Source organism: Arthrobacter sp. KUASC02 (assembly GCF_059739395.1).
On the sequence record NZ_AP046053.1, the window covers coordinates 3,479,738 to 3,505,391 of the forward strand.

General features: G+C 66.2%; 25 protein-coding genes. 12 read left to right on the forward strand and 13 right to left on the reverse strand.

What is annotated here, in order from left to right; all coding sequences use genetic code 11:
• Positions 1 to 7: 7 nt before the first annotated feature.
• Both AC6JAC_RS15950 and AC6JAC_RS15955 read right to left on the reverse strand, forming a co-directional pair.
• Positions 8 to 478 (reverse strand): NUDIX hydrolase, encoded by a 471-nt coding sequence (locus tag AC6JAC_RS15950; protein WP_028270444.1) that lies wholly within the window; start codon positions 476 to 478, stop codon positions 8 to 10.
• A 37-nt stretch (positions 479 to 515) separates the two neighbouring features.
• Positions 516 to 1,076, reverse strand: a complete 561-nt coding sequence (locus tag AC6JAC_RS15955; RefSeq protein ID WP_028270445.1) for a prepilin peptidase — start codon at positions 1,074 to 1,076, stop codon at positions 516 to 518.
• Positions 1,077 to 1,134: 58 nt separating this feature from the next.
• On the opposite strand from AC6JAC_RS15955, the gene AC6JAC_RS15960 reads away from it, so the two are divergent.
• Together AC6JAC_RS15960 and AC6JAC_RS15965 are read left to right on the forward strand one after the other, a co-directional pair.
• Positions 1,135 to 1,968, forward strand: a complete 834-nt coding sequence (locus tag AC6JAC_RS15960; RefSeq protein WP_497965395.1) for a hypothetical protein — start codon at positions 1,135 to 1,137, stop codon at positions 1,966 to 1,968.
• 36 nt (positions 1,969 to 2,004) lie between these two features.
• Positions 2,005 to 2,655, forward strand: coding sequence for a GNAT family N-acetyltransferase (locus AC6JAC_RS15965; RefSeq protein ID WP_497965397.1), 651 nt, complete (start codon positions 2,005 to 2,007; stop codon positions 2,653 to 2,655).
• A 171-nt stretch (positions 2,656 to 2,826) separates the two neighbouring features.
• On the opposite strand, the gene phoH2 is transcribed toward AC6JAC_RS15965, so the two are convergent.
• Both phoH2 and AC6JAC_RS15975 read right to left on the reverse strand, forming a co-directional pair.
• A complete protein-coding gene (gene phoH2, locus AC6JAC_RS15970) occupies positions 2,827 to 4,269 on the reverse strand; it encodes an RNA 5'-3' helicase PhoH2 (protein ID WP_028270448.1) in 1,443 nt (480 codons plus the stop codon).
• Positions 4,270 to 4,556: 287 nt separating this feature from the next.
• The gene (locus AC6JAC_RS15975) at positions 4,557 to 5,318 is read right to left on the reverse strand and encodes an isoprenyl transferase (protein WP_043438146.1); all 762 of its coding nucleotides are present in this window, start codon (positions 5,316 to 5,318) and stop codon (positions 4,557 to 4,559) included.
• A 213-nt stretch (positions 5,319 to 5,531) separates the two neighbouring features.
• Between AC6JAC_RS15975 and trhA the strand changes: the two genes are divergently transcribed.
• Complete coding sequence (gene trhA, locus AC6JAC_RS15980) at positions 5,532 to 6,203, forward strand: PAQR family membrane homeostasis protein TrhA (protein WP_197024919.1); 672 nt, start codon at positions 5,532 to 5,534, stop codon at positions 6,201 to 6,203.
• On the opposite strand, the gene AC6JAC_RS15985 is transcribed toward trhA, so the two are convergent.
• From AC6JAC_RS15985 to mca, 4 genes are all read right to left on the reverse strand, one after another.
• Complete coding sequence (locus AC6JAC_RS15985; protein ID WP_051628799.1) at positions 6,200 to 6,895, reverse strand: HAD family hydrolase; 696 nt, start codon at positions 6,893 to 6,895, stop codon at positions 6,200 to 6,202. The genes trhA and AC6JAC_RS15985 overlap by 4 nt on opposite strands.
• Positions 6,892 to 9,111, reverse strand: a complete 2,220-nt coding sequence (locus tag AC6JAC_RS15990; RefSeq protein WP_028270452.1) for a thioredoxin domain-containing protein — start codon at positions 9,109 to 9,111, stop codon at positions 6,892 to 6,894. Before AC6JAC_RS15990 ends, AC6JAC_RS15985 begins: the two co-directional genes overlap by 4 nt.
• Positions 9,089 to 9,469 (reverse strand): hypothetical protein, encoded by a 381-nt coding sequence (locus tag AC6JAC_RS15995; RefSeq protein WP_028270453.1) that lies wholly within the window; start codon positions 9,467 to 9,469, stop codon positions 9,089 to 9,091. The genes AC6JAC_RS15990 and AC6JAC_RS15995 overlap by 23 nt, the downstream gene beginning before the upstream one ends.
• Before the next feature lie 66 nt (positions 9,470 to 9,535).
• Entirely contained in the window at positions 9,536 to 10,441 is a 906-nt protein-coding gene (mca, locus tag AC6JAC_RS16000) for a mycothiol conjugate amidase Mca (RefSeq protein WP_454697948.1), read from the reverse strand.
• Positions 10,442 to 10,533: 92 nt separating this feature from the next.
• Between mca and AC6JAC_RS16005 the strand changes: the two genes are divergently transcribed.
• Together AC6JAC_RS16005 and greA are read left to right on the forward strand one after the other, a co-directional pair.
• Positions 10,534 to 10,992: a DUF4307 domain-containing protein gene (locus AC6JAC_RS16005; RefSeq protein ID WP_028270455.1), complete on the forward strand. Its 459-nt coding sequence runs from the start codon at positions 10,534 to 10,536 to the stop codon at positions 10,990 to 10,992.
• A gap of 203 nt (positions 10,993 to 11,195) precedes the next feature.
• Entirely contained in the window at positions 11,196 to 11,690 is a 495-nt protein-coding gene (gene greA / locus AC6JAC_RS16010) for a transcription elongation factor GreA (RefSeq protein ID WP_011691028.1), read from the forward strand.
• 94 nt (positions 11,691 to 11,784) lie between these two features.
• On the opposite strand, the gene AC6JAC_RS16015 is transcribed toward greA, so the two are convergent.
• The 4 genes from AC6JAC_RS16015 to AC6JAC_RS16030 are packed head-to-tail and all read right to left on the reverse strand — an operon-like array spanning position 11,785 to position 16,080.
• The gene (locus tag AC6JAC_RS16015; RefSeq protein ID WP_043438148.1) at positions 11,785 to 12,426 is read right to left on the reverse strand and encodes a rhomboid family intramembrane serine protease; all 642 of its coding nucleotides are present in this window, start codon (positions 12,424 to 12,426) and stop codon (positions 11,785 to 11,787) included.
• 5 nt (positions 12,427 to 12,431) lie between these two features.
• Entirely contained in the window at positions 12,432 to 13,670 is a 1,239-nt protein-coding gene (gene ilvA / locus AC6JAC_RS16020; RefSeq protein WP_028270457.1) for a threonine ammonia-lyase, read from the reverse strand.
• Between the two features lie 3 nt (positions 13,671 to 13,673).
• Positions 13,674 to 15,008 carry an AI-2E family transporter gene (locus tag AC6JAC_RS16025; protein WP_028270458.1) on the reverse strand — a complete coding sequence of 445 codons (1,335 nt, stop codon included), beginning with the start codon at positions 15,006 to 15,008 and terminating at the stop codon, positions 13,674 to 13,676.
• A gap of 46 nt (positions 15,009 to 15,054) precedes the next feature.
• Positions 15,055 to 16,080 carry an aldose 1-epimerase family protein gene (locus AC6JAC_RS16030; RefSeq protein WP_043438151.1) on the reverse strand — a complete coding sequence of 342 codons (1,026 nt, stop codon included), beginning with the start codon at positions 16,078 to 16,080 and terminating at the stop codon, positions 15,055 to 15,057.
• 184 nt (positions 16,081 to 16,264) lie between these two features.
• On the opposite strand from AC6JAC_RS16030, the gene galT reads away from it, so the two are divergent.
• From galT to AC6JAC_RS16045, 3 genes are read left to right on the forward strand one after another with little or no spacing between them, the layout of a single operon-like run.
• Positions 16,265 to 17,455: a galactose-1-phosphate uridylyltransferase gene (galT, locus tag AC6JAC_RS16035; RefSeq protein ID WP_028270460.1), complete on the forward strand. Its 1,191-nt coding sequence runs from the start codon at positions 16,265 to 16,267 to the stop codon at positions 17,453 to 17,455.
• Positions 17,452 to 18,627: a galactokinase gene (gene galK, locus AC6JAC_RS16040; protein ID WP_028270461.1), complete on the forward strand. Its 1,176-nt coding sequence runs from the start codon at positions 17,452 to 17,454 to the stop codon at positions 18,625 to 18,627. The genes galT and galK overlap by 4 nt, the downstream gene beginning before the upstream one ends.
• Before the next feature lie 20 nt (positions 18,628 to 18,647).
• Complete coding sequence (locus AC6JAC_RS16045) at positions 18,648 to 19,886, forward strand: acetyl-CoA C-acetyltransferase (protein ID WP_028270462.1); 1,239 nt, start codon at positions 18,648 to 18,650, stop codon at positions 19,884 to 19,886.
• 111 nt (positions 19,887 to 19,997) lie between these two features.
• Here AC6JAC_RS16045 and AC6JAC_RS16050 read toward each other — a convergent pair whose 3' ends face one another.
• The gene (locus AC6JAC_RS16050; protein ID WP_028270463.1) at positions 19,998 to 20,924 is read right to left on the reverse strand and encodes a Bax inhibitor-1/YccA family protein; all 927 of its coding nucleotides are present in this window, start codon (positions 20,922 to 20,924) and stop codon (positions 19,998 to 20,000) included.
• 506 nt (positions 20,925 to 21,430) lie between these two features.
• Between AC6JAC_RS16050 and AC6JAC_RS16055 the strand changes: the two genes are divergently transcribed.
• From AC6JAC_RS16055 to AC6JAC_RS16070, 4 genes are read left to right on the forward strand one after another with little or no spacing between them, the layout of a single operon-like run.
• Positions 21,431 to 22,714 carry a branched-chain amino acid ABC transporter permease gene (locus AC6JAC_RS16055; protein WP_028270464.1) on the forward strand — a complete coding sequence of 428 codons (1,284 nt, stop codon included), beginning with the start codon at positions 21,431 to 21,433 and terminating at the stop codon, positions 22,712 to 22,714.
• Positions 22,715 to 22,723: 9 nt separating this feature from the next.
• A complete protein-coding gene (locus AC6JAC_RS16060; protein ID WP_028270465.1) occupies positions 22,724 to 23,692 on the forward strand; it encodes a branched-chain amino acid ABC transporter permease in 969 nt (322 codons plus the stop codon).
• The gene (locus AC6JAC_RS16065; RefSeq protein ID WP_497965404.1) at positions 23,689 to 24,747 is read left to right on the forward strand and encodes an ABC transporter ATP-binding protein; all 1,059 of its coding nucleotides are present in this window, start codon (positions 23,689 to 23,691) and stop codon (positions 24,745 to 24,747) included. The genes AC6JAC_RS16060 and AC6JAC_RS16065 overlap by 4 nt, the downstream gene beginning before the upstream one ends.
• Complete coding sequence (locus AC6JAC_RS16070) at positions 24,744 to 25,514, forward strand: ABC transporter ATP-binding protein (protein WP_028270467.1); 771 nt, start codon at positions 24,744 to 24,746, stop codon at positions 25,512 to 25,514. Before AC6JAC_RS16065 ends, AC6JAC_RS16070 begins: the two co-directional genes overlap by 4 nt.
• Positions 25,515 to 25,654: the final 140 nt, after the last annotated feature.

Genomic DNA, 25,654 nt, shown 5'->3' on the forward strand with positions numbered 1-25,654 from the left:
GAGCCCCTCAGGGTTCGTAGTGGACGGCGTCCTCGGGCAGCAGCGCCCGCCGGATGCACTCGCGGTCACCGGGCCTGATGTCCGGAAGTTCCTCCAACGGAAACCAGCCGACGGCCAGGGACTCGTCGTCGTTCACGCGTGCTTCACCGGACACATGGCGGCAGCGGAACACAATATCCAGGAAGTCGCACACGTCGCCGTTGGGGAAGGTGACCGGACCCACGACGCCGACCGAGACCATGCGCTCCGTTTCGGCCACGACGGCCGTCTCCTCGAAGATCTCCCGCACGAGTCCGGGAGCAGGGTGCTCGCCCGGTTCCAGCATGCCCGAGATCAGCGCCCACCGTCCGTTGTCAGAGCGCTGGCCCAGCAGGACGTGGCCGTCGTCGTTGAAGACCACCCCGCGAACCGCAGGAATCCACAACGGATCATGGCCGATTTTTTCGCGAAGCTTGAGGACGAATTCAGGTGCTGGCATACCTTCAGCCTAGCGGCAGCACCGCTGGCGCAGCCCCTCAGGCCGCAGGCAGCAGCAGCATGGCCGCGGCAGTGCCTGCGAGCATGAACGGGCCGAAAGGGATGTCCGATTTGAGGGTTCCGCGGCGGGCAGCCAGCAGGCCCAGGCTCCAGAGCCCGCCCAGGAGGAAGGCGGCGAAGGTCCCGGCAAAAACATGTCCCCAGCCGAGGTAGCCAAGGTACAGGCCCAGCACGCCTGCGAGTTTTACGTCTCCGAATCCCATCCCGGGCGGATAAACCATCCGCAGGATGAAGTAGAACAGCCACAGCACGGCTCCTCCGGCAAGGATGCGTCCGCCCGGAAGCCCGAAAAGCGGGGCGGCGCCGTCGGGTACTGCCGCGGCGTCCGCACCGGCAGCGAGGACGGCGACAACCGCCGCCAACAGGAGCACGCCGCCTACGGCGTAGGACGGGAAGACAATCCTGTTCGGCAGCAGGTGGTGCCTGACGTCGATGACGGTCAGCCGCACCGCCATCACGCCGTAGTAGGCACAGGCCGCCAGGACCAGCCAGAACCCCAGCGGGGTGGATTCCCAAAGTTCGCCCAGTCGTTGGATCACCCTCGGATGCTACTGGATTTTCGCGTCCCGCCGCTGAGCCCGCGCGTAAACTGTGGATATGTCGACATGGGACGCGAGGCGCCAGGGGGAAGCCGGTCAGCAGTCCAGGCCGCCGGACATGGCCGCAAAGTTCCGGAACCTGTGCCGTTCCTCTCCCTGGAAGTGGCAGAGCCTCCGTTTCGAATATGTGGACCGCCCCGCGCCGGCCCCCGCAACCCCCCACACCGCAGATTCGGGCGCCGAAAACCCGGACCCGGACAACACCGTGCGTGCGTGGCTGCGGCGGCCCGGCGCCCTCCGCCTTGAATCCGCAGCCGGCGTGGTGCTGCACAGCACCACGGGCATCAACGACTCCAAAGACGGCTTCTACGTCAGCTCCACCAGGAAGTCGTGGCTCCTGCCTCCGCAGCTGGTCACCCCCGTGTATGACGACGGCGGACTGGTCCGGCGCCGCCCGGAGGCCGCCTACGGCGAACCGTGCTTTGGAAACGGCCGCTTTGCCGCGGCCTTGGACCCGGTGGAACTCGCCGGCAATGCCCCCGTACCCATCGAATTCCCGAACACCAACGCCGTGGAGCTCGGCCCCATCACCGCCGTGGACCACCAGGGCCGCCCCGCCCTGGAAGCCGTCGTGACTCCCAATGCCGCCTACCGGCCGGCGGACCCGTTGGCGCCGCTGTGCGGACCGGGACGGAACCTGATCCGGATCGATATCGGCACCGGTGTCTGCGTGTTGAGCCGCTCGCTGGAGAACGAATCGGCGGCCCCCGGCCACTGGCTCAGGATCCTCGGCGTGGACGAGTACATGCTTGATGACCTGTTCCTCGCCGAATCCATGAACCTCACCGACGTCCGCCGCCACATCAGCTGGGATATCTCGCGGGGCGTGTGACTGGCTGCCCGCGGGTCCCCCGGCTAAGCTTCCCTGATGACTGAGCCCGCCACCTTCTGGCCCCCGTCCGCCCTCACCCTGACCACGCCCCGACTGGCCCTCCGGCCCATCCGTGACGAGGACATCCCGGCCGCGGTGCAGGCTGCGCTGAATGGCGTCCACGAACCCGGCCACAGCCCATTCAGCCGGCCTTGGGCGGAGTCCCCTGCAGAGGAGCTGGGCCCCAACATGGCGCAATGGTACTGGCGCTGCCGGGGGAACATGTCGCCACAGGAGTGGACGCTCCTGCTCGGCATCTGGCACGACGGCGAGTTCATTGGCTGCCAGGACGTCGAGGCCAAGGATTTCGCGGCGCTGAAGACCGTCACCACCGGTTCCTGGCTCACGAAATCGGCACAGGGCAAGGGCTTTGGCAAGGAGATGCGGGCCGCGGTCGTCAGCTATGCCTTCGACTACCTGAAAGCGGACGTCGCGGAATCCGAGGCGGCCGCCTGGAACGAAAAATCCCTCGGCGTGTCCCGGTCCCTCGGCTACGAACTGAACGGCGTCACCCGGGCCTCCTGGGGCGGCAAGGTGGAGGACGTCCAGAAGGTCCGGGTTACCCCGGCCACCTTCAAACGCCCCGACTGGACCCTGAAGGTAGAAGGCCACGAACCCACGGCCCGGTTCCTGGGTATTCAGGGCTAGTGGGGCGACCGACGCACTAGCCCGGTCGCGGTCCTTCGCGTAGGAGCGCATCGCGGCGCATCGGACCCGAAGGTCGCCCAGCGACCGCAGCGGGTCCCTATGCGACGTGTCTAAGCGACGGCGAAGGGCCGTGGCCGGGCGAACCCGGCCACGGCGCAACCAACTGGGAGCCTAGATTTCCGCCCCTTCCAGCAGTTCCGTGACGAGTGCCGCGATCGGCGAGCGCTCCGAGCGGGTGAGGGTGATGTGCCCGAAGAGCGGGTGCCCCTTGAGGGTTTCGACGACGGCCGCAACTCCGTCGTGACGGCCCACCCGGAGGTTGTCGCGCTGGGCGACATCGTGGGTCAGGACGATCTTCGAGTTCTGGCCGATCCGGCTCATCACCGTCAGGAGGACGTTCTTTTCCAGGGACTGCGCCTCATCGACGATCACGAACGCATCGTGGAGCGAGCGGCCGCGGATATGGGTCAGCGGCATGACTTCGAGCATCCCGCGGTCCATGACTTCCTCGACGACCTCCTGGCTGACCAGGGCTCCGAGGGTGTCAAAGACGGCCTGCGCCCAGGGGTTCATTTTCTCCGCTTCGGATCCCGGCAGGTAGCCGAGCTCCTGCCCGCCCACCGCGTAGAGCGGCCGGAAGACGATCACCTTGCGGTGTTCGCGGCGTTCCAGGACGGCTTCGAGGCCGGCGCAGAGAGCCAGCGCCGACTTGCCGGTACCGGCCCGGCCGCCGATCGACACGATGCCTACGGACGGATCCATCAGCATGTCGATGGCCAGCCGCTGCTCCGCGGAACGTCCGTGGAGTCCGAAGACGTCGCGGTCCCCCTTGACCAGCCGGACCTGCTTGTCTGCGCCCACACGTCCCAGGGCTGAGCCCCGGTTTGAGAGCAGCACCAGTCCGGTGTTGACGGGCATCTCTGCCGCGGCCGGGATAAAGACGGGCTCGTGGCCATAGAGGGTGGAGACGTCCTCCTCGCTGGCCTCGACTTCCGCCACGCCGGTCCAGCCGGAGTCCTTCACGAGTTCGTTGCGGTACTCGTCGGCGAGGAGCCCCATGGCGGATGCCTTGACGCGCATCGGCAGGTCCTTGGACACCACCGTGACGTTCCGGCCTTCGTTGGCGAGGTTCTTGGCGACGGCGAGGATGCGGCTGTCGTTGTCCCCGCCACGGAATCCGGCAGGGAGCACCTCCGTGGAGATATGGTTCATTTCCACCATCAGCGTGCCGCCGTCTTCGCCCAGCGGGATGGGCCGGTCAAGTCCGCCGTGCTGGACCCGGAGGTCGTCGAGGAGCCGGAGGGCCTTGCGGGCGAAGTAGCCCAGTTCGGGGTCGTGCCTCTTGCCCTCAAGCTCCGTGATGACCACGATCGGCACAATGACTTCGTGCTCCGCGAACCGCAGCAGGGCGCGGGGGTCCGAGAGCAACACCGAGGTGTCGATGACAAAGCTCCACAAGGTGTCATCCGCCGCAGCACTGCTGCCGGATACAGCAAGACCGGCCGCAGCGTCATAGCTCGCTGCTCCGGTCTGTGAGGTGGCTCGCGCGGTGCGAGAGGTAGCTTTCTCTCCCTGGTCGGAAATGACGTCGGGCAGTTGTTCAGAAATAGCCACATCGACTCCAGCCCCGGGGCGCACGCCCGGATAATTTATAGGTGAGGCGGAGCGGCCACGAGGCCGGTTCCGGCCTCCCATACATCCGGTGCGAAAGTTCGCTCCATGTACTGGCCTCCCCGATTAGCGGGCAGTGTGCCTGCTAATGGATTCAACGTAATTCCCCGCCGCTTTGTTTCCCAAACTATTTCGCGGCGATTCTTGTTGCGATCACGTGAATTCCGCGTGAACCGGCCATGAGCGGGCGCCGTACCGGGCTGCCGGCCGCCAGGCTTCAGGAGCCGGCTTCAGGAGCCGAAGCGCCGCTGCCGGCCGGCGTAGTCGCGCAAGGCCCGGAGGAAGTCCACCTTGCGGAAGGCGGGCCAGAGCGCCTCGCAGAAGTAGAACTCGCTGTAGGCGCTCTGCCACATGAGGAAACCGGACAGCCGCTGCTCCCCCGACGTACGGATCACCAGGTCCGGGTCGGGCTGCCCGCGGGTATACAGGAAGCGCGAAATGTCATCGACCGTGAGGTCGTCCGCCAGCTTGCCGATGTCCTTGCCCCGGGCCACGGCATCGTGGAGGAGCTCCCGGACCGCGTCCACGATCTCACGGCGTCCGCCGTAGCCCACAGCCACGTTGACGTGGAGCTTTTCATGAGCCGGCGTGCGCGCCGTGAGATTGTTGAGCCGTTCGGCCAGGTAATCGGGAAGCAGCTCCGGAGCACCCATGGCGTGCACGGAGATGTCCTCGTCCTCGTCCAGCCGGTCCAGGGTGTTGGCGATGATGCCCATCAGCAGGTCCAGCTCCTCGCCGGAGCGGCTCATGTTGTCGGTGGAGAGCATGTACAGCGTGACCACTTTGACGCCGAGTTCCTGGCACCAGCCGAGGAACTCATGAATTTTGTCCGCGCCCGCCTGGTGCCCCTGGCTGGTGGGCGCGTTGAACTGTTTGGCCCACCGGCGGTTGCCGTCCACCATCACGCCGATGTGTTTGGGGATGCGGTCCTTGTCCAGCGAGCGCAGGAGCTTGCGCTCGTAGAAGCCATAGAGGATCCCGGGCAACTCCATCCGGAGACTCACCTGACTTCCTTGATGTACGACGGCAGTGCATTCCTAGGCTACCCGCCCGCAACAGCAGCGCGGTGCACGAGGGCTTTCCAATCCAGCAGACCCAATAGTTACTCACAAGTAACTTACTGGAACGTAGTTTATTCTTGAGCCATGGAAAGCAAAACTCCCCAACCGGATGCGGGAGCAGGCCGCGGCCGGAAATCGGGGCCGATGGACGAGGCTGCAGTCCGCATCGCGGAGCTCCTGACGATCAAGCCCAAATGGCGCGGCTGGATCCATACCGTCACTGCTCCGCTGGCCTTTGCCGCCGGGCTGGTCCTAATCCTGCTGGCCCCCACCACCGACCTGAAGATTGCTTCCGCCGTCTACGCAGTGACCGGTGTGCTGCTCTTCGGCATCAGCGCCGTGTACCACCGCGGGAACTGGTCACCGGGAGTCAAGATCGTCCTGAAGCGCCTCGACCACACCAACATCATGCTGGTCATCGCCGGCAGTTACACGCCGCTGGCATGGGCGCTGCTGGAACGGCCCAAGGCTGTGCTGCTGCTGTGGGTCATCTGGTCCGGCGCGATCCTGGGGGTGCTCTTCCGGCTGCTCTGGACCGATGCTCCGCGATGGCTCTACGTGCCCATCTACATCGCCCTGGGCTGCGGCTCCCTGTTCTACCTGCCGGACTTTTTCGCAGCCAGTATCGCCTCGGCAGTCCTGATCTGCGTTGGTGGCGCCCTGTACATCGCCGGAGCCGTCTTCTACGCCCTCAAGAAGCCGAACTTCAGCTACCAGCACTTTGGCTTCCATGAGCTGTTCCATGCTTTCACCGTGTTCGCTTTTGCCGCGCACTTCATCGCCATCGCCATCGCGGTGCTCGGCAGGCCTGCCTAGGGCCTGCCCGCGGAGATGAGGTCCGGAAGCTCCCTCATGTGCCGGAACACCGTGGTGCCCGGGCCCGCCAGCCGGGCCGCCGGCGTCACTCCCCCGCCAAAGGCGAAGACGTGCATTCCGGCGGCCCGGGCAGCCTGGACTCCGTAGAGGCTGTCCTCCACCACGGCGCATCCGGCCGGTTCCGCACCGAGCATCCGGGCAGCATGAAGGAACAGATCCGGGGCCGGCTTGCCCCGTTCAACCTCCGAGGCGCTGAAGATCCGTCCTTCAAACGCCGGCAGCAGCCCCGTCTGTCCGAGCGTCCGCTGCATCTTGGCGTGCGTGCCGCTGGAGGCGACGCAGTGCGGGAGCCGCAGCTGTGCCAGGGCGTCCTCGATGCCGTCAACGGCCGCCAGGTCCCGTTCGAAGGCCGTCCGGTACCAGTGCTGGTACTTCTGCTCCCAGTCAGCGTCCAGCCTGATGCCCAGGTGCCGCTCCGTCTCCGCCACGAAGTGTGCCTCGGACCTGCCCACGAAGCGCTCCACGATCTCCTCGAGGCCAAGCTCCCAGCCGAGATCCGCGAGGACGCGCTGGTCCACCCTGATGGCGATGGACTCGGAGTCCACCAGGACACCGTCACAATCGAAAATGACCAGGTCAAAGGGGCGCCGGCTCCCGGGAGCCCCGGACTCCGGGGGCGGCGAAGAAGTCATCGGGTCATCGTCGCCAGTCGCTCCAGCAGTTCGGCCACGGAACCCACCGGTCGTTCGCACACCATCCCGCGGCAGAGGAACGCCTGCGCTGAGCCGTCAGGCGCCGCTGTCCGGCCTTCCAGCAGCGGCACGGCGGGCGCGCCACTACTACCCGCGCCTCCAGCGCCCGCGCCACCAACAGCAGCCGGGATCCCGGCGTCGGACGCCAGCGCTACCACCAGCCCCGGACTGGGCGACAGCAGCAGCGCGTGGTGGAGTTCCGCACGAGCCGGACCGTCAGGCCCGACGACGGCGGCCTCCACTGGTCCGGCCAGCGCAGCCTGCGCCGTGGCCAGCAGCCAGCCTGCCGCCCGGGGCGCCCGGGTTGCCAGCGGGGGCAGCAGCGACAGGATATTGCCGGCCATGATCCGGTGGTCACTGGAACCGGACAGCGCTGCATAGCTCAGCAGGGCGCCTGCGAACGCTGCCGCACCGCTCGGCGTGGCGTTGTCGAAGGGCTCCAGGCCGGCGCGCTGCCCCTGCGCGTTGAACACCTGGGACGATTCACTGGCAGTGTCCACCAGGGTTCCGTCCGCGGCGAACCGCAGGCAGGCAGCCAACAGGATGTCCTGGGCCAGCAGGTACCACCGGGCATCTCCCGTGACGCCGTAGAGGGTCAGGAATCCGTCCACGCAGAAGGCATAGTCTTCGAGCAGGCCGCCGATCCCGCGGGCCTCTTCGGCGTGCGACACCCGCACCAGGGTGCCGTCCGTCCAGTGGATCCGTTCGAGGTAGGCGGCCGTTCGCGTTGCAGCAGCCGTGAAGTCGGGCCGGCCGAGGACTGCCCCCGCTTCAGCGAGCGCGGCGACGGCCAGGCCGTTCCAGCCGGCCACCACTTTGTCGTCCCTGGCGGGCTGGGGGCGGCCCGATCGGGCAGCCAGCAGCCGCGGCCGGGCACGGGCCCACACGAGGTGCTCCGCGCCGTCGAGCCTGCGGCCGGGATGCAGCGGCGAAGCTGCCTTCGTCACGGTGCCCTCGGGTGCGACGTTCATCAGCCGCGCCACAACGGGACCGTCGTCCGGTCCCAGGATCTCCAGCAGTTCCGCCGGGGTCCAGAGGTAGCTGGCGCCTTCGAGGTGTTGGCCGTCCACCACGGTGTCCGCATCCAGCGATGAAGCAAACGCCTCAGCCTGCCCTGAACCCCCTCCAGGGCCGTCTCCAGTACCGGCGAGGCCCAGCGACGCGATCATCCAGTCCGCGGTGCGCGCTGCGGCGTCCGCGGCCTCCTCCGCCGTGTACACCGCGTCGCCTCCGAGCCGGACCCAGTGAACGTAGGCACGCAACAGCTGGGCGTTGTCGTAGAGCATTTTTTCGAAGTGCGGCACGGACCAGTCGCGCGTCACGGAGTAGCGGGCAAAGCCGCCGTCCAGCTGGTCGAACAGGGCGGACCGGGACATCGCTGCCAGCGTCCGGCCCGCCATGTCCCTCGCGGCATCGGCGGTGTCGGACGCCACCGCGGCGTGCCGGACCAGGAATTCCAGCACGGGCGACGGCGGGAATTTCGGGGCGGTGCCGAATCCGCCGTCGTGCGTGTCTTCAGAGCGGGCCAGGACGCGGACCGCCTCGGAGAGCAGCCCGGCGTCCACAGGGTCCGGCGCTCCGGTCAGTTGGACGGCGGCGGCAAGCTGCGTTTCCGCCATTCCCCGGGCCAGCGTCTCGGCGTTCTGTTCGACGGCCTCGCGACGCTCCAGCCAGGCTTCGCGGACCGCCTCGAGGACCTGGCGGAAAGAAGGCCGGCCGGGCATGGGCCGGGGCGGGAAATACGTTCCGGCGTGGAACGCGCGTCCGTCCGGGGTCAGGAAGACGGACATCGGCCAGCCGCCTTCACCGCTGATTGCCTGGGTTGCGGCCATGTAGACGGCGTCCACGTCCGGGCGTTCTTCCCTGTCCACCTTGATGGCCACGAAGTTGGCGTTGAGGAAGTCCGCTGTTTCCTGGTCTTCGAAGGACTCATGGGCCATCACGTGGCACCAGTGGCACGCGGCGTAGCCGATGGACAGGAACACGGGAACGTCTCGTTGGGCGGCAAAGCCGAACGCTTCATCGCCGAAGGGCCGCCAGTGAACAGGATTGCCGGCGTGTTGCCTCAGGTAGGCGGAAGGTTCGCCGGCCAGCGCATTGGCGGCACCGGGCCGGGCGTCGCCGGCCGCGCCGTCAGCGTTGTCCGCGGCCTTCATCACCGTTGTGTTCCGTCCGGAGATCGGCGCCGTCCAGCGGCCCCCCGCGCGTGCCGGCAGCATCGCCCGTGCCGGCGGCGTCGCTTCGCGGTGCGTCCGTTCCAGGAGCCTCAGGCGTGTCCTGCTCTCCGGCGGCCAGTGCAGCCAGGCGCTCCTCCTCCACCTGGGCCCGGTAGCGGACCCGGCGGATGCGCCGCACCATGTCCACGATCAGCAGCGTGGTGGCCAGGACGAAGAACGCGGTCATGATGAAGCCCCACATGCCCGGCGTCACCTGGTCTTCGGAGAGGCCCGGGCGCAGGGACGGCGTGGGGCTGGGCGCCGGAGTTGTCGCGAGGGCGAGGAGCAAGTGATGCACGGTTAGACCTTCTGTGGAGCGTCTTGAGGGCCCTGACTTCTACAGGGCATAGAACATGGCGTGGTTCTATCTTAGTCCGGCGAAGAGATCCTTTTCCGGCAGCTCCACCGGCACCCGCGACTGGATCAGGCTGTAATCCTCCCAGGGCCACGCGCGGCGCTGCATGTCCGGGGATACGGCGAAAAAGAATCCCAGCGGATCAACCTGGGTGCGGTGGGCACGGAGCGCATCGTCCCGGGCTTCGAAATAGTCCCCGCAGTCAACCTGGGTGGTGGTGGGGTGCGTCGGTGCCGGTGGCGTGTGGCCTTCGGCATCAGCCTCGAGCCAGGCCGCCAGCCGCTCGGCATAGGGGGACTGCAGTCCCGCCTCTTCGAGCGCAAAGTGGAGGGCCCGGAACCGGTCCGGGCTGAAGGCACGGTCGTAGTACAGCTTGCTGGCTGACCACGGTTCGCCGATACCCTGGTACCGTTCCGGATCGCCGGCTGCTTCGAAGGCCTCGACAGCCACGCGGTGGGCCATGATGTGGTCCGGATGCGGATAGCCGCCGTTTTCGTCGTAGCTCAGGATCACGTGCGGCTTGAAGTCGCGCACCAGCCTGACCAGCGGGGCCGCCGCGACGTCCAGCGGCTGGAGGGCGAAGCAGCCGGGCGGAAGCGGCGGAAGCGGGTCGCCTTCCGGGAGCCCTGAGTCCACAAAGCCGAGCCAGCGCTGGCGGACTCCCAGCACGCGGGCGGCATTGTCCATTTCGAGGCGGCGGGCGCCTGCCATGTCGCGTTTGGGGTGCGGCTCGTGCTCCATGGCCGGGTTCTGGATGTCGCCCCGGGATCCGTCGGTGCAGGTGGCCACCATGACGTCAACACCGGCCGCTGCGTACATGGCCATGGTGGCTGCGCCCTTGCTCGATTCGTCGTCAGGGTGAGCGTGGACGGCCAGCAGGCGGAGCGGCTTGGACTGGCTTGCGGACGCTGTCATCTGAAACGGCTCACTTTCTTCGAATTTGGGCTTGCGGGTTATGGCTGAGGGACGCGGAAATATCCCGTTCGGATCCACACTAAACTGGAACGGTGACTTCCGAGGATCGGCCGGCCATTTCGACGCCGGCAACTACCACCCTAGCCAATCGTTACGGGGGCCAAAAGCGTGCCCTGTCCCGCAAGGCCAAGCGCAACATCGGAATCGCTGCTCTTGCTGCCGGCATTGGCTTCATGGCGTGGATCTCCACTTCCCTGAACACGGAAACCGTGTCATTCAAGGACATCGGCTACAGCACGACGGACGCCACCCAGGCGGAGATCGATTTCCAGGTCACCAAGGATCCCGGAACCAGTGCCAAATGCGCCGTCAAGGCGCTGGACGCAAAATTTGCCGTGGTCGGCTGGAAAGTGGTCGACATCGGGCCGAACCCGGCCGAAGCCACCCCCGACGGCGGACGAACGACGGTCCACCGTGCCGTGGTGCGCACGGAGTCGCTGTCTGTTTCCGGCGTTGTGGACAGCTGCTGGATTCCCGGCTCGGAGAAGTAGCCGCCCGCGGCCCCAGGCACACTCCCGGCCGGGTCGTGTGACCCACGCCGCAGGCGTTCTTTGGTTTGTCCACCGCATTGACTACAATGGATCAAATACCTTTACCCCGCTGAGCTGGTTACTGAGTCCCACAAGTGGCCACCGTGGCGGGGTCTTTACTTGTTTGACCGCAAACTTGTTTGACCACGAAAAAGGAGAAGTCCGTGTCTACCACCAACAGCGCAACTGCAGCTTGGCTTACCCAGGAAGCTTTTGACCGCCTGAAGGCAGAGCTGGACCACCTCTCCGGCGCCGGCCGGGCGGAAATCGTCCAGAAGATCGAAGCTGCACGCCAGGAAGGCGACCTCAAGGAAAACGGCGGATACCACGCCGCCAAAGAGGAGCAGGGCAAGATCGAGGCCCGCATCCGCCAGCTCACCGTTTTGCTCCGTGACGCCCACGTGGGCGAGTCCCCGGCGGACGACGGAATCGTCGAGCCCGGCATGATCGTCGTCGCCCGGATCGCCGGCGACGAGGAGACGTTCCTGCTCGGCTCCCGCGAGATCGCGGGCGACTCGGACCTCGACGTCTTCAGCGAAAAGTCACCCCTGGGCTCCGCCATTGTGGGCCACAAGGAGGGCGACAAGCTCAGCTACACCGCCCCGAACGGCAAGGACATCACGGTGGAGATCCTCTCCGCCAAGCCGTACGCAGGCTAGGAGCCGCAGCTCCCCAACCACGGCAAAGCCTTAACGCACGACGCCGGCCCTCCCCTCCGCGGGGATGGCCGGCGTCGTGCGTTAACGCTGAGTTCTATGTGCTTTGGTTCTCCGCCACCAGGCGTCCCCGCGTCAGCCGGCGGGGTTTCAGCAGCACAGCGGCGGCAACACCGCCCAGCGCGCCGCCCAGGTGGGCCTGCCAGGAAACGAATCCTGCCACGCCCGGAAGGACCCCGAACAGGATGCCGCCGTAGCTGAGGAACAAAAGCACTGACAGGGCGATCTGCCACCAGCTGCGGTTGAAGAAGCCGCGGACCAGGAGGAAGGCAAACAGGCCAAACACCAGGCCTGAAGCACCCACCGTGATCCCCCAGCCGCCAATCAGCCACACCATCATGCCCGAACCGAGCCAGCTGAACGCCACCGCGGTGACGAAGACCCTGAGTCCGGACATAAAGACGAGGAAGCCGAAGATGATGAGCGGCAGCGCGTTGGAGACCACGTGGCCGAGGTTGGCGTGGAACAGCGGAAAGGTAAGGATGTCCAGGAGTCCGTCGGCGCTGCGCGGGCGGAGGCCGAACGTCCTGTTCAGTGCATGGAACGTGGCAGCGTTGACGAACTCGATCGCAAACAGGAGCACGACGAACAGCCCCGTGACCAGCAGCCCGCCCTGCGCACGTGCGGCAGGGCTGTGCCTTGCAGTCTGCGGCCGTCCCCCCTGTGCGTCCAGCATCATGGCCCCTAGTGGACCACGATCGGCTGGAAACCCTCGGCACGGAGCGCACCCAGGACCTGCTCGCAGTGCTCATGCCCCTTGGTTTCCAGGTTCACGGTGATCGAGACGTCTCCCATGGAGATCGAACCGCCGACCCGGGTGTGGTCCAGGCCCGTGACGTTGGCGTCGTTCTCGGCGATGATCCGGGCGATGGTGGCCAGCGAACCCGGGCGGTCGTCCAGCATCATCCGGACGGTCATGTAGCGGCCGGCGGCGGAAAGACCGCGCTGGATCACCTTGAGCATCAGCATGGGGTCGATGTTGCCGCCGGAGAGGATCACGGCAGTGGTGCCGGGGTTTTCGATCTTGCCGTCCATCAGGGCGGCAACGCCCACGGCGCCGGCCGGCTCCACCACCATCTTGGCGCGTTCCAGCAGGAAGATCAGCGCCCGGGCGAGGGAATCCTCGCTGACCGTCACGACGTCGTCCACGAGCTCCCGGATGATACTGAACGGCAGCTGTCCCGGACGGCCCACGGCAATGCCGTCCGCCATGGTGGAGACCTTTTTCAACGGCACCAGGGCATCGGCGGCGAGAGACGGCGGGTAGGCAGCGGCGTTTTCGGCCTGGACGCCGATGATCCGGATGTCCCGGCCCAGCTCCCGGGCCCTCGCCTTCACGGCCACGGCCACGCCGGCGAGCAACCCTCCGCCGCCCACGCCCATCAGGATGGTGTCCACGTTGGGGATCTGTTCCAGGATTTCCAGCCCCACCGTGCCCTGTCCGGCCACCACGTCCACATTGTCGAAGGGGTGGACAAACACGGCGCCGGTCTCATCGGCGTAGCGCTGGGCCTCGGCGAGTGCTTCGTCCACGTTGTGCCCGTGCAGGACCACTTCGGCGCCGTGGCTGCGGGTGGCTGCCAGCTTGGGAAGTGCCACGCCCAGCGGCATGTAGATGCGCGCCTTGATGCCCAGGCTCTTTGCTGCGACCGCCACGCCCTGGGCGTGGTTCCCTGCCGAAGCAGCCACCACGCCGCGTTTCTTCTCTTCGGCGGACAGCTTGGCCATGCGGACGTAGGCGCCGCGGACCTTGAAGGAGCCGGCACGCTGGAGGTTTTCGCACTTGAAGAAGACCTCGCCGCCCACCATGCTGCCCAATGCCCGGGACGTTTCCACCGGGGTCTTCGTAATAATCCCCTCAAGCAGCTTCTGCGCCTCCAGGACATTGTCCAACGTGACGGGCAGGCTATTGAGGGTTTTCACGAACTAGTCTCCTTTGGGAAATTCGGCTGGGGCGTCCGGGCCGGAATGTCCGGCGGGAGTTCCCGTTGACTGTGCGGCGCCCTTGCCGCGGCCCGGATTCGCACCGGGAAGGTAGACATCCTTGAAGGTGTTGTCTTCGCTGGTTCCGGAGTCCCCGGTTACACCCGGGCCATCCGCCACCAGCACACCTTCATGTTCCCACGTTCTGGCAGCAATATATCGAATCGCCGAGTTTGCTACGGCAAGGATGGGCACCGAGAAGAGCGCGCCGGGGATGCCGGCAAGGTAGGAACCGGCCGCCACGGACAGGATCACGGCCACCGGGTGCAGGGCCACCGCCTTGCCCATCACCAGCGGCTGCAGGATGTGGCTTTCCAGCTGCTGGACCAGCAACACGATTCCCAGCATGATCAGCGCGTTGACCCAGCCGTTGGCCACCAGGGCAAGGAGCACGGCTACGGCGCCGGTCACCAGGGCGCCAACAATGGGAATGAAGGAACCCATAAAGACCAGGACACCCAGCGGAAGCGCCAGCGGAACACCGATGATGGCGGCGCCCACGCCAATTCCCACAGCGTCCACAAAAGCCACGAACATCTGGATGCGGGCGTAGCTGACCATGGACGCCCAGCCCTTCCGGCCTGCACCGAACGTGGCGGCGCGGGCTTTCCTCGGAAGCAGCCGGACCAGGAAGGCCCAGATCCGGTCACCCTCGAGGAGGAAGAAAATCAGGACAAACAACGCAAGGATGAGTCCCGCGGCAAAATGGCCTGCGGTGCTTCCGAAGGAGAGGGCACCGCTCAGGATGCTGCTGCTGTTGTTCTGCAGCGCATCCGTGGCTTCCTTCAGATACTGGTCGATCTGGGCCGCCGTCAGGTGAAGCGGCCCGTCCGCCAGCCAGCCCTGGATCTGCTGGATTCCGGTCAGAGCCTCGCTCCATAGTTCGCTGAAGCCGTTGACCAGCTGCCGGCCCACGAGCGCAAGGGAACCGCCGATCAGGCCGATGAAGCCCAGCACGGTGAGGGCCACCGCACCGCCGTTGGGCACTCGCCGGGCCTTGAGCCAGCGTGTAATGGGACTCAGCAGGCCGGCCAGCAAGGCGGCCACCATCACGGGGATGATCAGGAAGCTGATCTTGCTCAGCAGCCAGATCAGCGCCGCAACAACAAGCAGGATCAACCCCAGCCGCCAGGCCCAGGAGGCGGCGATCCGCACACCGTAGGGAATGTCCTGGTCCAGTTCGCGGTCAGTGACCACTCGCAACGGGGCCGCGGTGGCGGCGGGACCGGTCGCGGCGTCGGTGCTACTGGTCGGTGCGGCGTCCTCAGCTGGCGTCATAGCCTAATACTTCCCCAGCAGCGCTCCGATGGGAAACTGCTGAGGGCTACAGCGCGGCGCTGATGCCCCAGGTCATGGTGAACTGCTCCCCTGCCGGCAGCCAGCGCAGGCCGTCACCGCTGTTGAACGCATTGGCCGGGCCGGTCATGGGTTCGATGGCAACGGCTTTTGCCCTCCCGGGGAACTGGTCCGTGACGAAGACGTGGACGTAGGCGCAGCTCTCGTCCTGCCAGAGGCTCACGCTGCGGCCGTCGGATGCCTGCAGCGTTTGGCGGGCCACGCCGCCGTCGAACTCCAGGTCTGTGTAGGCGACGTCGATATCCAGTTCGGCCACGGTTAGTCCGCCCCGCAAATCCGTGTCACCGCTGACCGGCTCCGAGCTGCGGGGTATGAGCCTGTCATCCGCCACGAGCCGGCGCCCGGCGCCCACCGTCAGGACCAGGTCCCCGGCAGGGACATCCCCCAGCCTGAGGTAGGGGTGGGATCCCAGGACGAAGGGTGCGGATGCCTGGGAATCGTTGAGCAGGGTCTGGCGGACAACAAGCCCAAGGTCCTCGGCCAGGGCGTATTGGACGCGGTGCCGCACCAGGAACGGGTAGCCGTGCTGCGGGAAGATCGGCGCCTCCAGGGTCACCGAAAACTCGGATTCATCCACCAGTTCGTAGGAGGCGTTCCGGAGCAGGCCGTGGCTGGCGTTGTTGCGCGAAACCTCGGTGATGTCCAGCTGCTGCTTCTTGCCGTCCAGGTACCAGACGCCGTCCTCGACCCGGTTGGCCCAGGGAGCCAGCGTGATTCCGGTGGCTCCCGGCGGGATGTCCCCGTCCCCGTACGTTTCCGTCAGCTGGACGCCGTCGCGGGAATACAGCCGCAGGCCAGCGGCCAGCTCGGTGACAACGGCCAGGGCATCGCCGCGGCGGAGCTCGTACTGCCGGCCGGAGGCGTAGCGGCGCGGCGCGCCCTCGCCAGCGCCGGAGGCAGAGGTGGTGTCGGAGGCAGAGGTGGTGCCGGCGGCAGAGGTGGTGCCGGCGGCTGCGGTGCCGCCCTGGCCGGAATGAGGTGCGCTCGGAGTCATGCGCACAACCGTACCTGTTCGGCCGCGCCGCCTCACCTGCCCTGGGGCATCCCCACCCGCCCTTGTTATCTTTTGTTCGAAACTATTTCTTTTTGATCGTTTTGTGGGAGAATTGAAGTGCCTGCTGCCACGCCTTACCCACGGCGGGGCTCCGATGGCCGCCCGCTCGTAAAGGATTAGACGCATGACACACATCTCCAGCACCAACCTTGCCGACGGCCGGGAGCTGCTCTACTTCGACGACGCCACGGCGGATGCTGCCTCGGCTGACGATGCCGCGTTGGATAGTGCTTCGGCAGGAAAGAACACGCGCCGGCCGGAGGAACACCCCGACCTCCGCGAACTGCCGGCAAGGAGCGAGCCGGGCGAAGTCAGGTTTGACGCCCTCACCGGAGAATGGGTTGCGGTGGCTGCGCACCGCCAGGGCCGCACCCACCTTCCCCCGGCGGACCAGTGCCCCATCTGCCCCACCACGTCCGGCAACCCTTCCGAGATCCCGGCGCCCGATTACGACGTCGTGGTGTTCGAGAACCGTTTCCCGTCTCTCGGGCCCGCGCTCGGACCGGTTCCCGGCAACGCCGGCTGGGGAACCACCGGCACGGCATTCGGCCGCTGCGAAGTGGTGTCCTTCACCCCCGAGCACACCGGGTCGTTCAGCGGGCTCAGCGAAGTCCGGGCCCGCACCGTCGTCGAGGCCTGGGCGCACCGCACGGGCGCATTGAACGAGCTGCCCGGCATCAAGCAGGTCTTCCCGTTCGAGAACCGCGGCGCGGACATCGGCGTGACGCTCCACCACCCGCACGGGCAGATCTACGCATACCCGTACGTCACGCCCCGCGCAGCCGTGATGGGGGCGGCAGCCCGGAAGTTCTTCGACGACGCCGACGGCCGGCAGACGCTGACCGGCTCACTGCTGCGGTCCGAACGCGAAGACGGCAGCCGTATGGTCCTGGAAGGCGAGAACTTCAGCGCCTACGTTCCGTTCGCAGCGCGCTGGCCGTTGGAGGTCCACCTGGTCCCCCACCGCCAGGTGCCGGACCTCGCGGCGCTCAGCGGCGAAGAGAAGGACGAACTGGCGCACGTGTACCTGGACCTGCTCAAGCGGTTCGATGCGCTGTATCCGACGCCCACCCCCTACATCTCGGCCTGGCACCAGGCACCGCTCGATGACGTGCTGCGGCCGGCAGGCTACCTCCATCTCCAGCTGACGTCCCCGCGGAGGGCTGCGGATAAGCTCAAGTACCTGGCCGGTTCCGAAGCGGCCATGGGTGCTTTCATTAACGACACCACCCCGGAACTCGTGGCGGAGCGGCTGCGCACCGTCACAGTTCCCGCATCAGCCCTCAAGCCACTCCCGGAAGGCGCACACGCATGACCGCCCCACTCAGCAACGGCGACCTGAGCAGCAACGACCTCGAAGCACGGTTCCGGGATGCCTTCGGCACCGACCCGGACGGCATCTGGCAGGCACCCGGGCGCGTCAACCTGATCGGCGAGCACACCGACTACAACGACGGCTTCGTGCTCCCCTTCGCCATCGACCGGACGGCACGGGTGGCTGTCCGGGTCCGCCCGGACTCGACACTCAGGCTGCTGTCCACCTACGGCGACCAGGGCATGACGACGGCGGACACCTCATCCCTGGCGGGCCCGCAGGCCAAGGGCTGGACCAAGTACCCCCTCGGCGTCATCTGGGCGCTCCAGGAGCGCGGCATCAACGTGCCCGGCCTGGACCTGCTGCTGGACTCCAACGTTCCCCTCGGCGCAGGGCTCTCCTCGTCCCACGCCATTGAGTGCGCCGTCATCTCAGCCCTCAACGAGCTGACCGGCGCCGGGCTGAAGGCAGAGGAAATGGTGCTGGCCACCCAGCGTGCCGAGAACGACTTCGTGGGAGCCCCCACGGGCATCATGGACCAGTCCGCCTCACTGCGCGGCGCCAAGGGCCACGCCGTCTTCCTCGACTGCCGGGACCAGAGCGTCCGCCTCGTCCCGTTCGAGACCGAACCGGCCGGCCTTGTCCTGCTGGTGATCGACACCAAGGTTTCCCATTCACACGCCGACGGCGGCTATGCGTCGCGCCGGGATTCGTGCGAGCTCGGAGCTGAAGTGCTCGGCGTCAAGGCCCTCCGCGATGTTGGCGTCGAGGATTTGGACGAAGCCAGCGGCCTCCTGGATGAGGTCACGTTCCGCCGGGTCCGCCACGTGGTCACTGAAAACGACCGGGTCCTGCAGACCGTGGAACTCCTCGGTTCGGCCGGACCGGGCGCCATCGGTCCCCTCCTCGATGCCAGCCACCGTTCGATGCGGGACGACTTCGAGATTTCCTGCCCGGAACTGGACCTGGCGGTCGACACCTCCCGCGCCAGCGGCGCGATCGGGGCACGCATGACGGGCGGCGGTTTTGGCGGAGCGGCGATTGCCCTGACGCCGGTGGCCGCGGAGCAGCAGGTGCGCACCGCCGTCGAGCAGGCCTTTTCCCGCGCCGGGTACCGGAAGCCGGAGATCTTCACCGTTACCCCGGCGGCCGGGGCGATGCGGCTGGTGTAGCCCGGGCGTAGGCTGGGCGCATGTCAGAAGCAGTCATTGTTTCCACTGCCCGCAGCCCCATCGGACGCGCCTTCAAGGGGTCGTTGAAGGATGAACGGCCGGATGACCTTGCCGCCGCGATGGTGACGGCGGCCCTGGACAAGATCCCGTCCTTCGACCCCCGTGGAGAGACCGGCGCCGGCCTGGACGATCTCTATCTTGGCTGCGCCGAACCCAGCGGCGAAGCGGGTTCCAACATGGCCAGGGTGGTCACCATCCTGGCCGGACTGGACAACGTCCCAGGTGCAACCATCAACAGGTTCTGCGCCTCCAGCCTGCAGACCATCCGCATGGCGTTCCACGCCATCAAGGCGGGCGAGGGGGACGCTTTTGTGGCGGCCGGCGTCGAAGCTGTCTCCCGGTACCCCCACTGGACCGGGGCCGGGGAAACTGATGCGGGCACGCACAATCCGCTCTTCGACGCAGCCCGCCGCCGGACAGAGGCGCGGGCCGCGTCCAACACGCCTTGGACGGACCCGCGGCTCGGCGGCCGGATGCCCGACATCTACATTGCGATGGGACAGACCGCCGAGAACGTGGCCACCACCTACGGCATCAGCCGGGCCGAGCAGGATGAATGGGCGGTCCTCAGCCAGAACCGGGCAGAGGCGGCCATGGCCTCGGGATTCTATTCGCGCGAAATCACGCCGTACACGCGCCGCGACGGCACGGTGGTGGACCGGGACGACTCGCCGCGCGCCGGAGTCACGCTGGAAGGAGTGGCCGCGCTGCAGCCTGTCTTCCGCAGCGGGGGGACGGTAACCGCCGGGAACGCGTGCCCGCTGAACGACGGCGCCGCCGCGGTGGTGGTGATGAGCCATGACCGCGCCCGGGAACTCGGGCTGGAGCCGCTGGCTCGGATTGTGTCCACGGGCGTCAGCGCGCTCTCCCCCGAACTCATGGGCATGGGGCCGGTGGAGGCAACCCGCCGGGCGTTGGCGAGGGCAGGCCTGGGCATCGGCGACATCGACCTTGTGGAACTCAACGAGGCGTTCGCCGTGCAGGTGGTGGCCAGCGCCCGCGAACTCGGCATCGACTACGGGCGGCTCAACGTCCACGGCGGGGCGATCGCCCTGGGGCATCCGTTCGGCATGACCGGCGCGCGCATGACCACAACGCTCCTCAACGGTCTCCGGGAGCGCGATGCAACGCTCGGTCTCGCCACCCTGTGCGTCGGCGGCGGCCAGGGCATGGCGGTTGTTTACGAGCGGCTCAGCTAAGCAGGACCGTTAACTGGAATGAGCCCCGCCGTGTGGCGGGGCTCATTCCAGTTACTGCACGAATCAATGCACGACGGCTGAAGGCACGACGGCGCGTGCCCGGCTAGCGCCCTAGTCGTCGCCGCGGAGGATCGCCAGAAGGCGGATGATCTCCACGTAGAGCCAGACCAGGGTCACGGTCAGGCCGAAGGCGGCGGTCCAGGAGAACCGCTCGGGTGCGCCGTTGCGGACGCCTTCTTCGATGCTGGTGAAGTCCATCACCAGGGAGAACGCAGCCAGGCCGATGGCCAGGACGCCGATAACGACGCCAATGATTCCGCTGCGCAGGCCGAACGGTTCCGTCGTCAGGCCGGTCACCATCATCACGAGGTTCACCACGGAGAACAGGGCGTACCCGACCAGGGCGATCATAAAGAACTTCATGGCCTTGGGCGTTGCGCGGACCTTGCCGCTCTTGAACAGCAGCAGGGTCACCGCGAACACGGACAGCGTGCCGATGACGGCCTGCAGGCCCACGCCCGGGTACATGGTGTCCAGCACGCGGGTCAGGCCGCCAAGGAAGAGTCCTTCCAGCCCGGCGTACGCCAGGATCAGAGCCGGCGAAGGCTGCTTCTTGAACGTGTTGACCATGGCCAGCACAAAGCCGCCCAGTGCGCCGACGATCATCAGCAGCGAGGCCAGCGACATGCCCACGAAGAGCGTCACCGCCGCGCCGGCAACCAGCACACCGAGGCAGGCGGCGGTCTTGATGATGACGTCGTCGAACGTCATCCGTCCGGTTTCAGCCGGACCGGCTGCCGGCTGGTTGTACATCTGCTGCAGCTGGTCATGGGTCATGTTCTGCTGCTGGGCCATCCAGCCGCCCTGCGCATCCATGACCTGGCCGGGGGCGCGTCCCGGAGCCTGGCCGTACGGGTTCTGCCCGTACGGGGCCTGGCCGTAGGGGTTCTGGCCGTACTGAGCCTGCGGAACAGGCGGTGCCTGGGTGGCTCCACGGAAATTCTTTCCGTTGAAGATCGGGTTTCCGCCAAGTGCCATTGCGGGTGTCCTCCAAATAAAGGGGGTGGGTGGTGATCCTTATAGTTCAAGGTATCAATTCCCACGCCCAAGAGGCAGGGATAGTTCCCCCGTCCCGCCAGCCGAAACGCAACCGTGACATGCGCTACTCCAGGCTGTGACGGATCCCACGGGCACGAAGTCGAAGTGACTGTTTAGGAATACTCAGAATCAACAAAAGTTTTCTTTAGCAGAACTGTATTGATTCGAAGGTTTGGCTTCACGGTCGTTATCCGATCGCTATCTTAGGCGCCCCTGCACGAGGCTCCATTGATGCCCGCTGGCTGTAACATAAGCCCAAGCAGGGTGACTGACATCACAAGGTATTCGGTTTAACTACCGCATATTTGGCGCCACGACTACGTCCCCCGCACCGTTCGCAGTGGTTGTAAAGGCGCAACCCAGTCCACCCCCATGTGGAGGTTTTCATTTTGAGAAGCACACCGAGAGGCCTGTCGCACAGACGGCGCGGCGGATTGCTGAAGACGATGGGGGCTGTATTTGCCGCCGTCGTGGCAATTCTCCTCGTCGTTGCCCCGGCATCGCAGGCCACCACACCCTCACCGACACCATCCCCGTCGAACCAGCAGTTCCAGAACAGCATCAGCGGCTTCCTTCGGGACGATGCACGTGCACCTATCGCTGACGTGACGATCACCGCCAAGAGCGGCGATTTCACCGGGACCGCAAAATCAGGCGCCAACGGCTCGTGGACCATCGGAGTTCCGGTCCAGGGCACCTACGAAGTGGAACTCGACGAATCCACCCTCCCCGAAGGCATCAAGCTCGCCGACGGCCAGGAAAATCCACGAAAAGTCACGTTCAGCCAGACGTCCAACCTGTCAGTGATCTTCGCCTTCGGAAAAGGCATCGTGGTCCAGCAACAGGACTTCGGCCAGAACCTGCTCAACCGGCTCGTAGCAGGGCTTAGCTTCGGCCTGCTGCTGGCACTGGCCTCGGTCGGACTCTCGCTGATCTTCGGAACCACCGGCCTTACCAACTTTGCCCATGGCGAAATGGTGACGTTCGGGGCCGTGCTGGTCTTCGCCTTCAATGCCATGAGCCTGCCGTTCTGGCTGGCTGTGGTCCTTGCCCTGCTGGGCGGCGGCCTGTTCGGCTACGTCCAGGATGCCGGGCTGTGGAAGCCGCTGCGCCGCCGCGGGACCGGCCTGGTCCCCATGATGATCGTCAGCATCGGCCTCGCGCTGGCAGTCCGCTACGTCATTCAGTTCTACTTCGGCGGATCCACCCAGCAGCTGCCGTACGCCCAGAGCTCCGAAATCCAGATCGGGCCGGTGTCCATCTCGCCCAACAACCTGTGGTCCCTGGTCATCAGTGCCGTCGTGATCGCGCTGATCGGCTTCATCCTGCTCAAGACCCGCCTGGGCAAGGCCACCCGTGCAGTAGCCGACAACCCCGCCCTCGCGGCAGCGTCCGGCATCGACGTGGACAACGTGATCCGGATTGTCTGGGTGGCCGGCGGCATGCTCGCCTCCCTCGGCGGCATCCTCTGGGCCTACTACCGGCCCGGCGTCACGTTCGACATGGGCTCACAGATCCTGCTGCTTATCTTCGCGGGTGTGACCCTGGGCGGCCTCGGCACCGTTTTCGGTGCACTGATCGGATCCATCATCGTCGGCATCTTCGTGGAGCTGACCACCGTGTTCGGCCTAGCCGCCGACCTCAAATATGTGGGAGCACTGTTCATCATGATTGTTGTCCTCTTGTTCCGGCCGCAGGGCATCCTTGGCCGTCGCGAGCGCGTGGGTTAGGAGACAGCCATGGACTTGGGATTCATATTTTCCAGCGCTGCCGGTGAACTGTTCAGCCCGACGACGGCGGCGTACGCGCTTGCCGCCCTCGGCCTCGCCGTTCACTTCGGCTACTCGGGCCTGCTGAACTTCGGGCAGGCCGGCTTCATGGCCGTCGGCGCCTACGGCTTCGCCATCTCCACCCTGACGTTCGGCGTGCCGTTCTTCGTCGGCCTGCTGATCGCCGTGATCTGCTCGGCGATCTTCGCCCTGCTCCTGGGTATTCCGACCCTGCGCCTGCGTGCCGACTACCTTGCCATCGTGACCATCGCGGCGGCGGAAATCGTCCGGTACATCGTCACCACCAACCAGCTGACGTCCGTCACGGGATCGGCCAACGGCCTCGCCGCCTTCGAAGGCGGGTTCTATGCCATGAACCCGTTCCCGGAAGGTTCCTATTTCGGTATGAACAACAGGGACTTCTTTATCCGCGTTGTGGGCTGGGGGCTTGTGATCATCTGCTGCACCCTGGTGTGGCTCCTGATGCGGAGCCCGTGGGGACGCGTCCTCAAGGGCATCCGCGAAGACGAGAACGCCGTCCGCTCGCTGGGCAAGAACGTCTACGCCTACAAGATGCAGGCCCTGGTCATCGGCGGCGTGCTCGGCGCCCTCGCCGGCATGATCTTCACCCTTCCCCGCGGCGCAGTCCAGCCGGCCAACTACGGCACTGAACTGACGTTCTTCCTGTACACGTGCCTGCTGCTGGGCGGCCTCGGAACGGTACTCGGCCCCGTGGTCGGCGCCATGATCTTCTGGGTGGTGCTTTCGCTCACCCAGGGCATTCTCTACGGCCTGATTGAATCCGGCGCCGTGACATGGCTGAACACGGTCCAGGCCGGGCAGCTGCGGTACATCCTGGTGGGTGTGGCCCTGATGCTGCTAATGATCTTCCGGCCCCAGGGCGTCTTCGGCAACAAGAAGGAGTTGGCGTTCGCATGAGTGAGCAACGCAATGTGCCAACAGCAAACGGCACGGGAAGCACCGGAAACACCGACAAGATTGACTACATGACGGACACCCGGCCGATCGCGGCCGGCGAGACAGCTCCCGGCTGCAAGAAGCGGGACCCGATCGTCGTCGCAGAAAACGTCACCCGCAGCTTCGGCGGCATCAACGCCGTCGACGTTGAATACCTGGAGATCCCCCGGCACAAAATCACGGCGCTGATCGGGCCCAACGGTGCCGGCAAGACCACCCTGTTCAACCTGCTGACCGGCTTTGACACGCCGAACTCCGGCAAGTGGCAGTTCGAAGGCAACAGCCTCGCGGGTGTCTCCCCCTACAAGGTGGCCCGGATGGGCATGGTCCGCACGTTCCAGCTGACCAAGGTGATGGGCAAGCTGACCGTCATGGAGAACATGCGGCTGGGCGGTTCGGAACAACCCGGTGAACGGCTCTCCAAGGCACTGTTCAAGGGCATGTGGGGCGGACGGGAAAAGGAAATCACGGCACAGGCCAACGTCCTGCTGGAGAAGTTCAAACTGGACGCGAAGAAGGACGACTACGCGGCATCGTTGTCCGGCGGCCAGCGCAAGCTGCTCGAGATGGCGCGGTCGCTCATGGTCAGACCCAAGCTTGTGATGCTGGACGAGCCCATGGCCGGCGTCAACCCGGCGCTGACCCAGTCCCTCCTGGACCACATCAAGAACCTCAAGGCCGAAGGCATGACCGTGCTCTTCGTCGAGCACGACATGAACATGGTGCGCCACATTGCCGACTGGGTTGTGGTGATGGCCGAGGGCAAGATCGTCGCCGAAGGCCCGCCTGTTGAGGTCATGAAAAACCCGGCCGTGATCGATGCCTACCTGGGCGCCCACCACGACGTGGACCTGGGCGACGCCGAAGGCATCAAGGAACTGGCCGCCGAGCTCGTGGCCGACGAAGAGTCCATCGTGGGCACCGAGAACGCCGGCATCATCGCCGTCGACGTCATTGCCCCCGAAACGGACGCTGACACGGTGACGCCCGACACCAGGAAGAAGGACACCGAATGAGCGCCACCAGTGCGGCTGCGGCCGCCACACCAGCCGCAGCGGATGAATCCGTCGTCAAGGTCACCAACCTGGTGGCGGGCTACATCCCCGGCGTGAACATCCTCAACGGCTGCAGCATCGAGGCCCGCAAGGGTGAACTGATCGGCATCATCGGACCCAACGGCGCCGGCAAGTCCACGCTCCTGAAGGCCATGTTTGGCCTGGTGAAAGTGCACTCGGGGTCAGTGGTGGTCCGGGGCCAGGACATCACCGGGCTCAAAGCCAACAAACTCGTGTCCAAGGGCGTGGGCTTCGTCCCGCAGAACAACAACGTGTTTGCCACGCTGACCATCGAGGAGAACATGCAGATGGGCATGTTCCAGCGGCCCAAGGATTTCGCCGAACGGTTCGACTTCGTCACCAGCCTCTTCCCCGAACTCGGCAAGCGCCGCGCCCAACGGGCCGGCTCGCTCTCCGGCGGTGAACGCCAGATGGTGGCCATGGGACGAGCCCTGATGATGGAACCCGCCGTCCTGCTGCTCGATGAGCCGTCGGCCGGCCTCTCCCCCGTCAAGCAGGATGAAACCTTCCTGCGGGTCCACGAGATCAACCGGGCCGGTGTGTCAGTCATCATGGTGGAGCAGAACGCCCGCCGCTGCCTGCAGATCTGCGACCGCGCCTATGTGCTGGACCAGGGCAAGGACGCGTACACGGGCACCGGACGGGAACTCATGAAGGACCCCAAGGTGATCCAGCTATACCTCGGCACCCTGGCGGACGAGGTCTAAGCCCCGCCCCTCCGGGCGCCATTCCAGGAACCGCGCAAGGGCCGTCACCGTCCGGTGGCGGCCCTTCTGCGCGCCCCGCGGCGCGTCCCCCGCCCCCGGGCAACAGAAAGCCCCCGTCCGGCCGGACGGGGGCTTTCCTG

What these genes read in the sequence shown, in the direction of transcription:
- AC6JAC_RS15985 (WP_051628799.1), bottom strand. Translation starts at nt 6,895, where the DNA reads ATGACTTCTTCGCCGCCCCCGGAGTCCGGGGCTCCCGGGAGCCGGCGC.
- AC6JAC_RS16025 (WP_028270458.1), bottom strand. Translation starts at nt 15,008, where the DNA reads ATGACGCCAGCTGAGGACGCCGCACCGACCAGTAGCACCGACGCCGCG.
- AC6JAC_RS15965 (WP_497965397.1), top strand. Translation starts at nt 2,005, where the DNA reads ATGACTGAGCCCGCCACCTTCTGGCCCCCGTCCGCCCTCACCCTGACC.
- galT (WP_028270460.1), top strand. Translation starts at nt 16,265, where the DNA reads ATGACACACATCTCCAGCACCAACCTTGCCGACGGCCGGGAGCTGCTC.
- AC6JAC_RS16070 (WP_028270467.1), top strand. Translation starts at nt 24,744, where the DNA reads ATGAGCGCCACCAGTGCGGCTGCGGCCGCCACACCAGCCGCAGCGGAT.
- AC6JAC_RS16015 (WP_043438148.1), bottom strand. Translation starts at nt 12,426, where the DNA reads ATGATGCTGGACGCACAGGGGGGACGGCCGCAGACTGCAAGGCACAGC.
- AC6JAC_RS15975 (WP_043438146.1), bottom strand. Translation starts at nt 5,318, where the DNA reads ATGGAGTTGCCCGGGATCCTCTATGGCTTCTACGAGCGCAAGCTCCTG.
- AC6JAC_RS16065 (WP_497965404.1), top strand. Translation starts at nt 23,689, where the DNA reads ATGAGTGAGCAACGCAATGTGCCAACAGCAAACGGCACGGGAAGCACC.
- trhA (WP_197024919.1), top strand. Translation starts at nt 5,532, where the DNA reads ATGGACGAGGCTGCAGTCCGCATCGCGGAGCTCCTGACGATCAAGCCC.
- AC6JAC_RS16050 (WP_028270463.1), bottom strand. Translation starts at nt 20,924, where the DNA reads ATGGCACTTGGCGGAAACCCGATCTTCAACGGAAAGAATTTCCGTGGA.
- mca (WP_454697948.1), bottom strand. Translation starts at nt 10,441, where the DNA reads ATGACAGCGTCCGCAAGCCAGTCCAAGCCGCTCCGCCTGCTGGCCGTC.
- galK (WP_028270461.1), top strand. Translation starts at nt 17,452, where the DNA reads ATGACCGCCCCACTCAGCAACGGCGACCTGAGCAGCAACGACCTCGAA.
- AC6JAC_RS15990 (WP_028270452.1), bottom strand. Translation starts at nt 9,111, where the DNA reads ATGAAGGCCGCGGACAACGCTGACGGCGCGGCCGGCGACGCCCGGCCC.
- AC6JAC_RS15950 (WP_028270444.1), bottom strand. Translation starts at nt 478, where the DNA reads ATGCCAGCACCTGAATTCGTCCTCAAGCTTCGCGAAAAAATCGGCCAT.
- AC6JAC_RS15960 (WP_497965395.1), top strand. Translation starts at nt 1,135, where the DNA reads ATGTCGACATGGGACGCGAGGCGCCAGGGGGAAGCCGGTCAGCAGTCC.
- AC6JAC_RS16060 (WP_028270465.1), top strand. Translation starts at nt 22,724, where the DNA reads ATGGACTTGGGATTCATATTTTCCAGCGCTGCCGGTGAACTGTTCAGC.
- AC6JAC_RS16030 (WP_043438151.1), bottom strand. Translation starts at nt 16,080, where the DNA reads ATGACTCCGAGCGCACCTCATTCCGGCCAGGGCGGCACCGCAGCCGCC.
- AC6JAC_RS16055 (WP_028270464.1), top strand. Translation starts at nt 21,431, where the DNA reads ATGGGGGCTGTATTTGCCGCCGTCGTGGCAATTCTCCTCGTCGTTGCC.
- AC6JAC_RS16045 (WP_028270462.1), top strand. Translation starts at nt 18,648, where the DNA reads ATGTCAGAAGCAGTCATTGTTTCCACTGCCCGCAGCCCCATCGGACGC.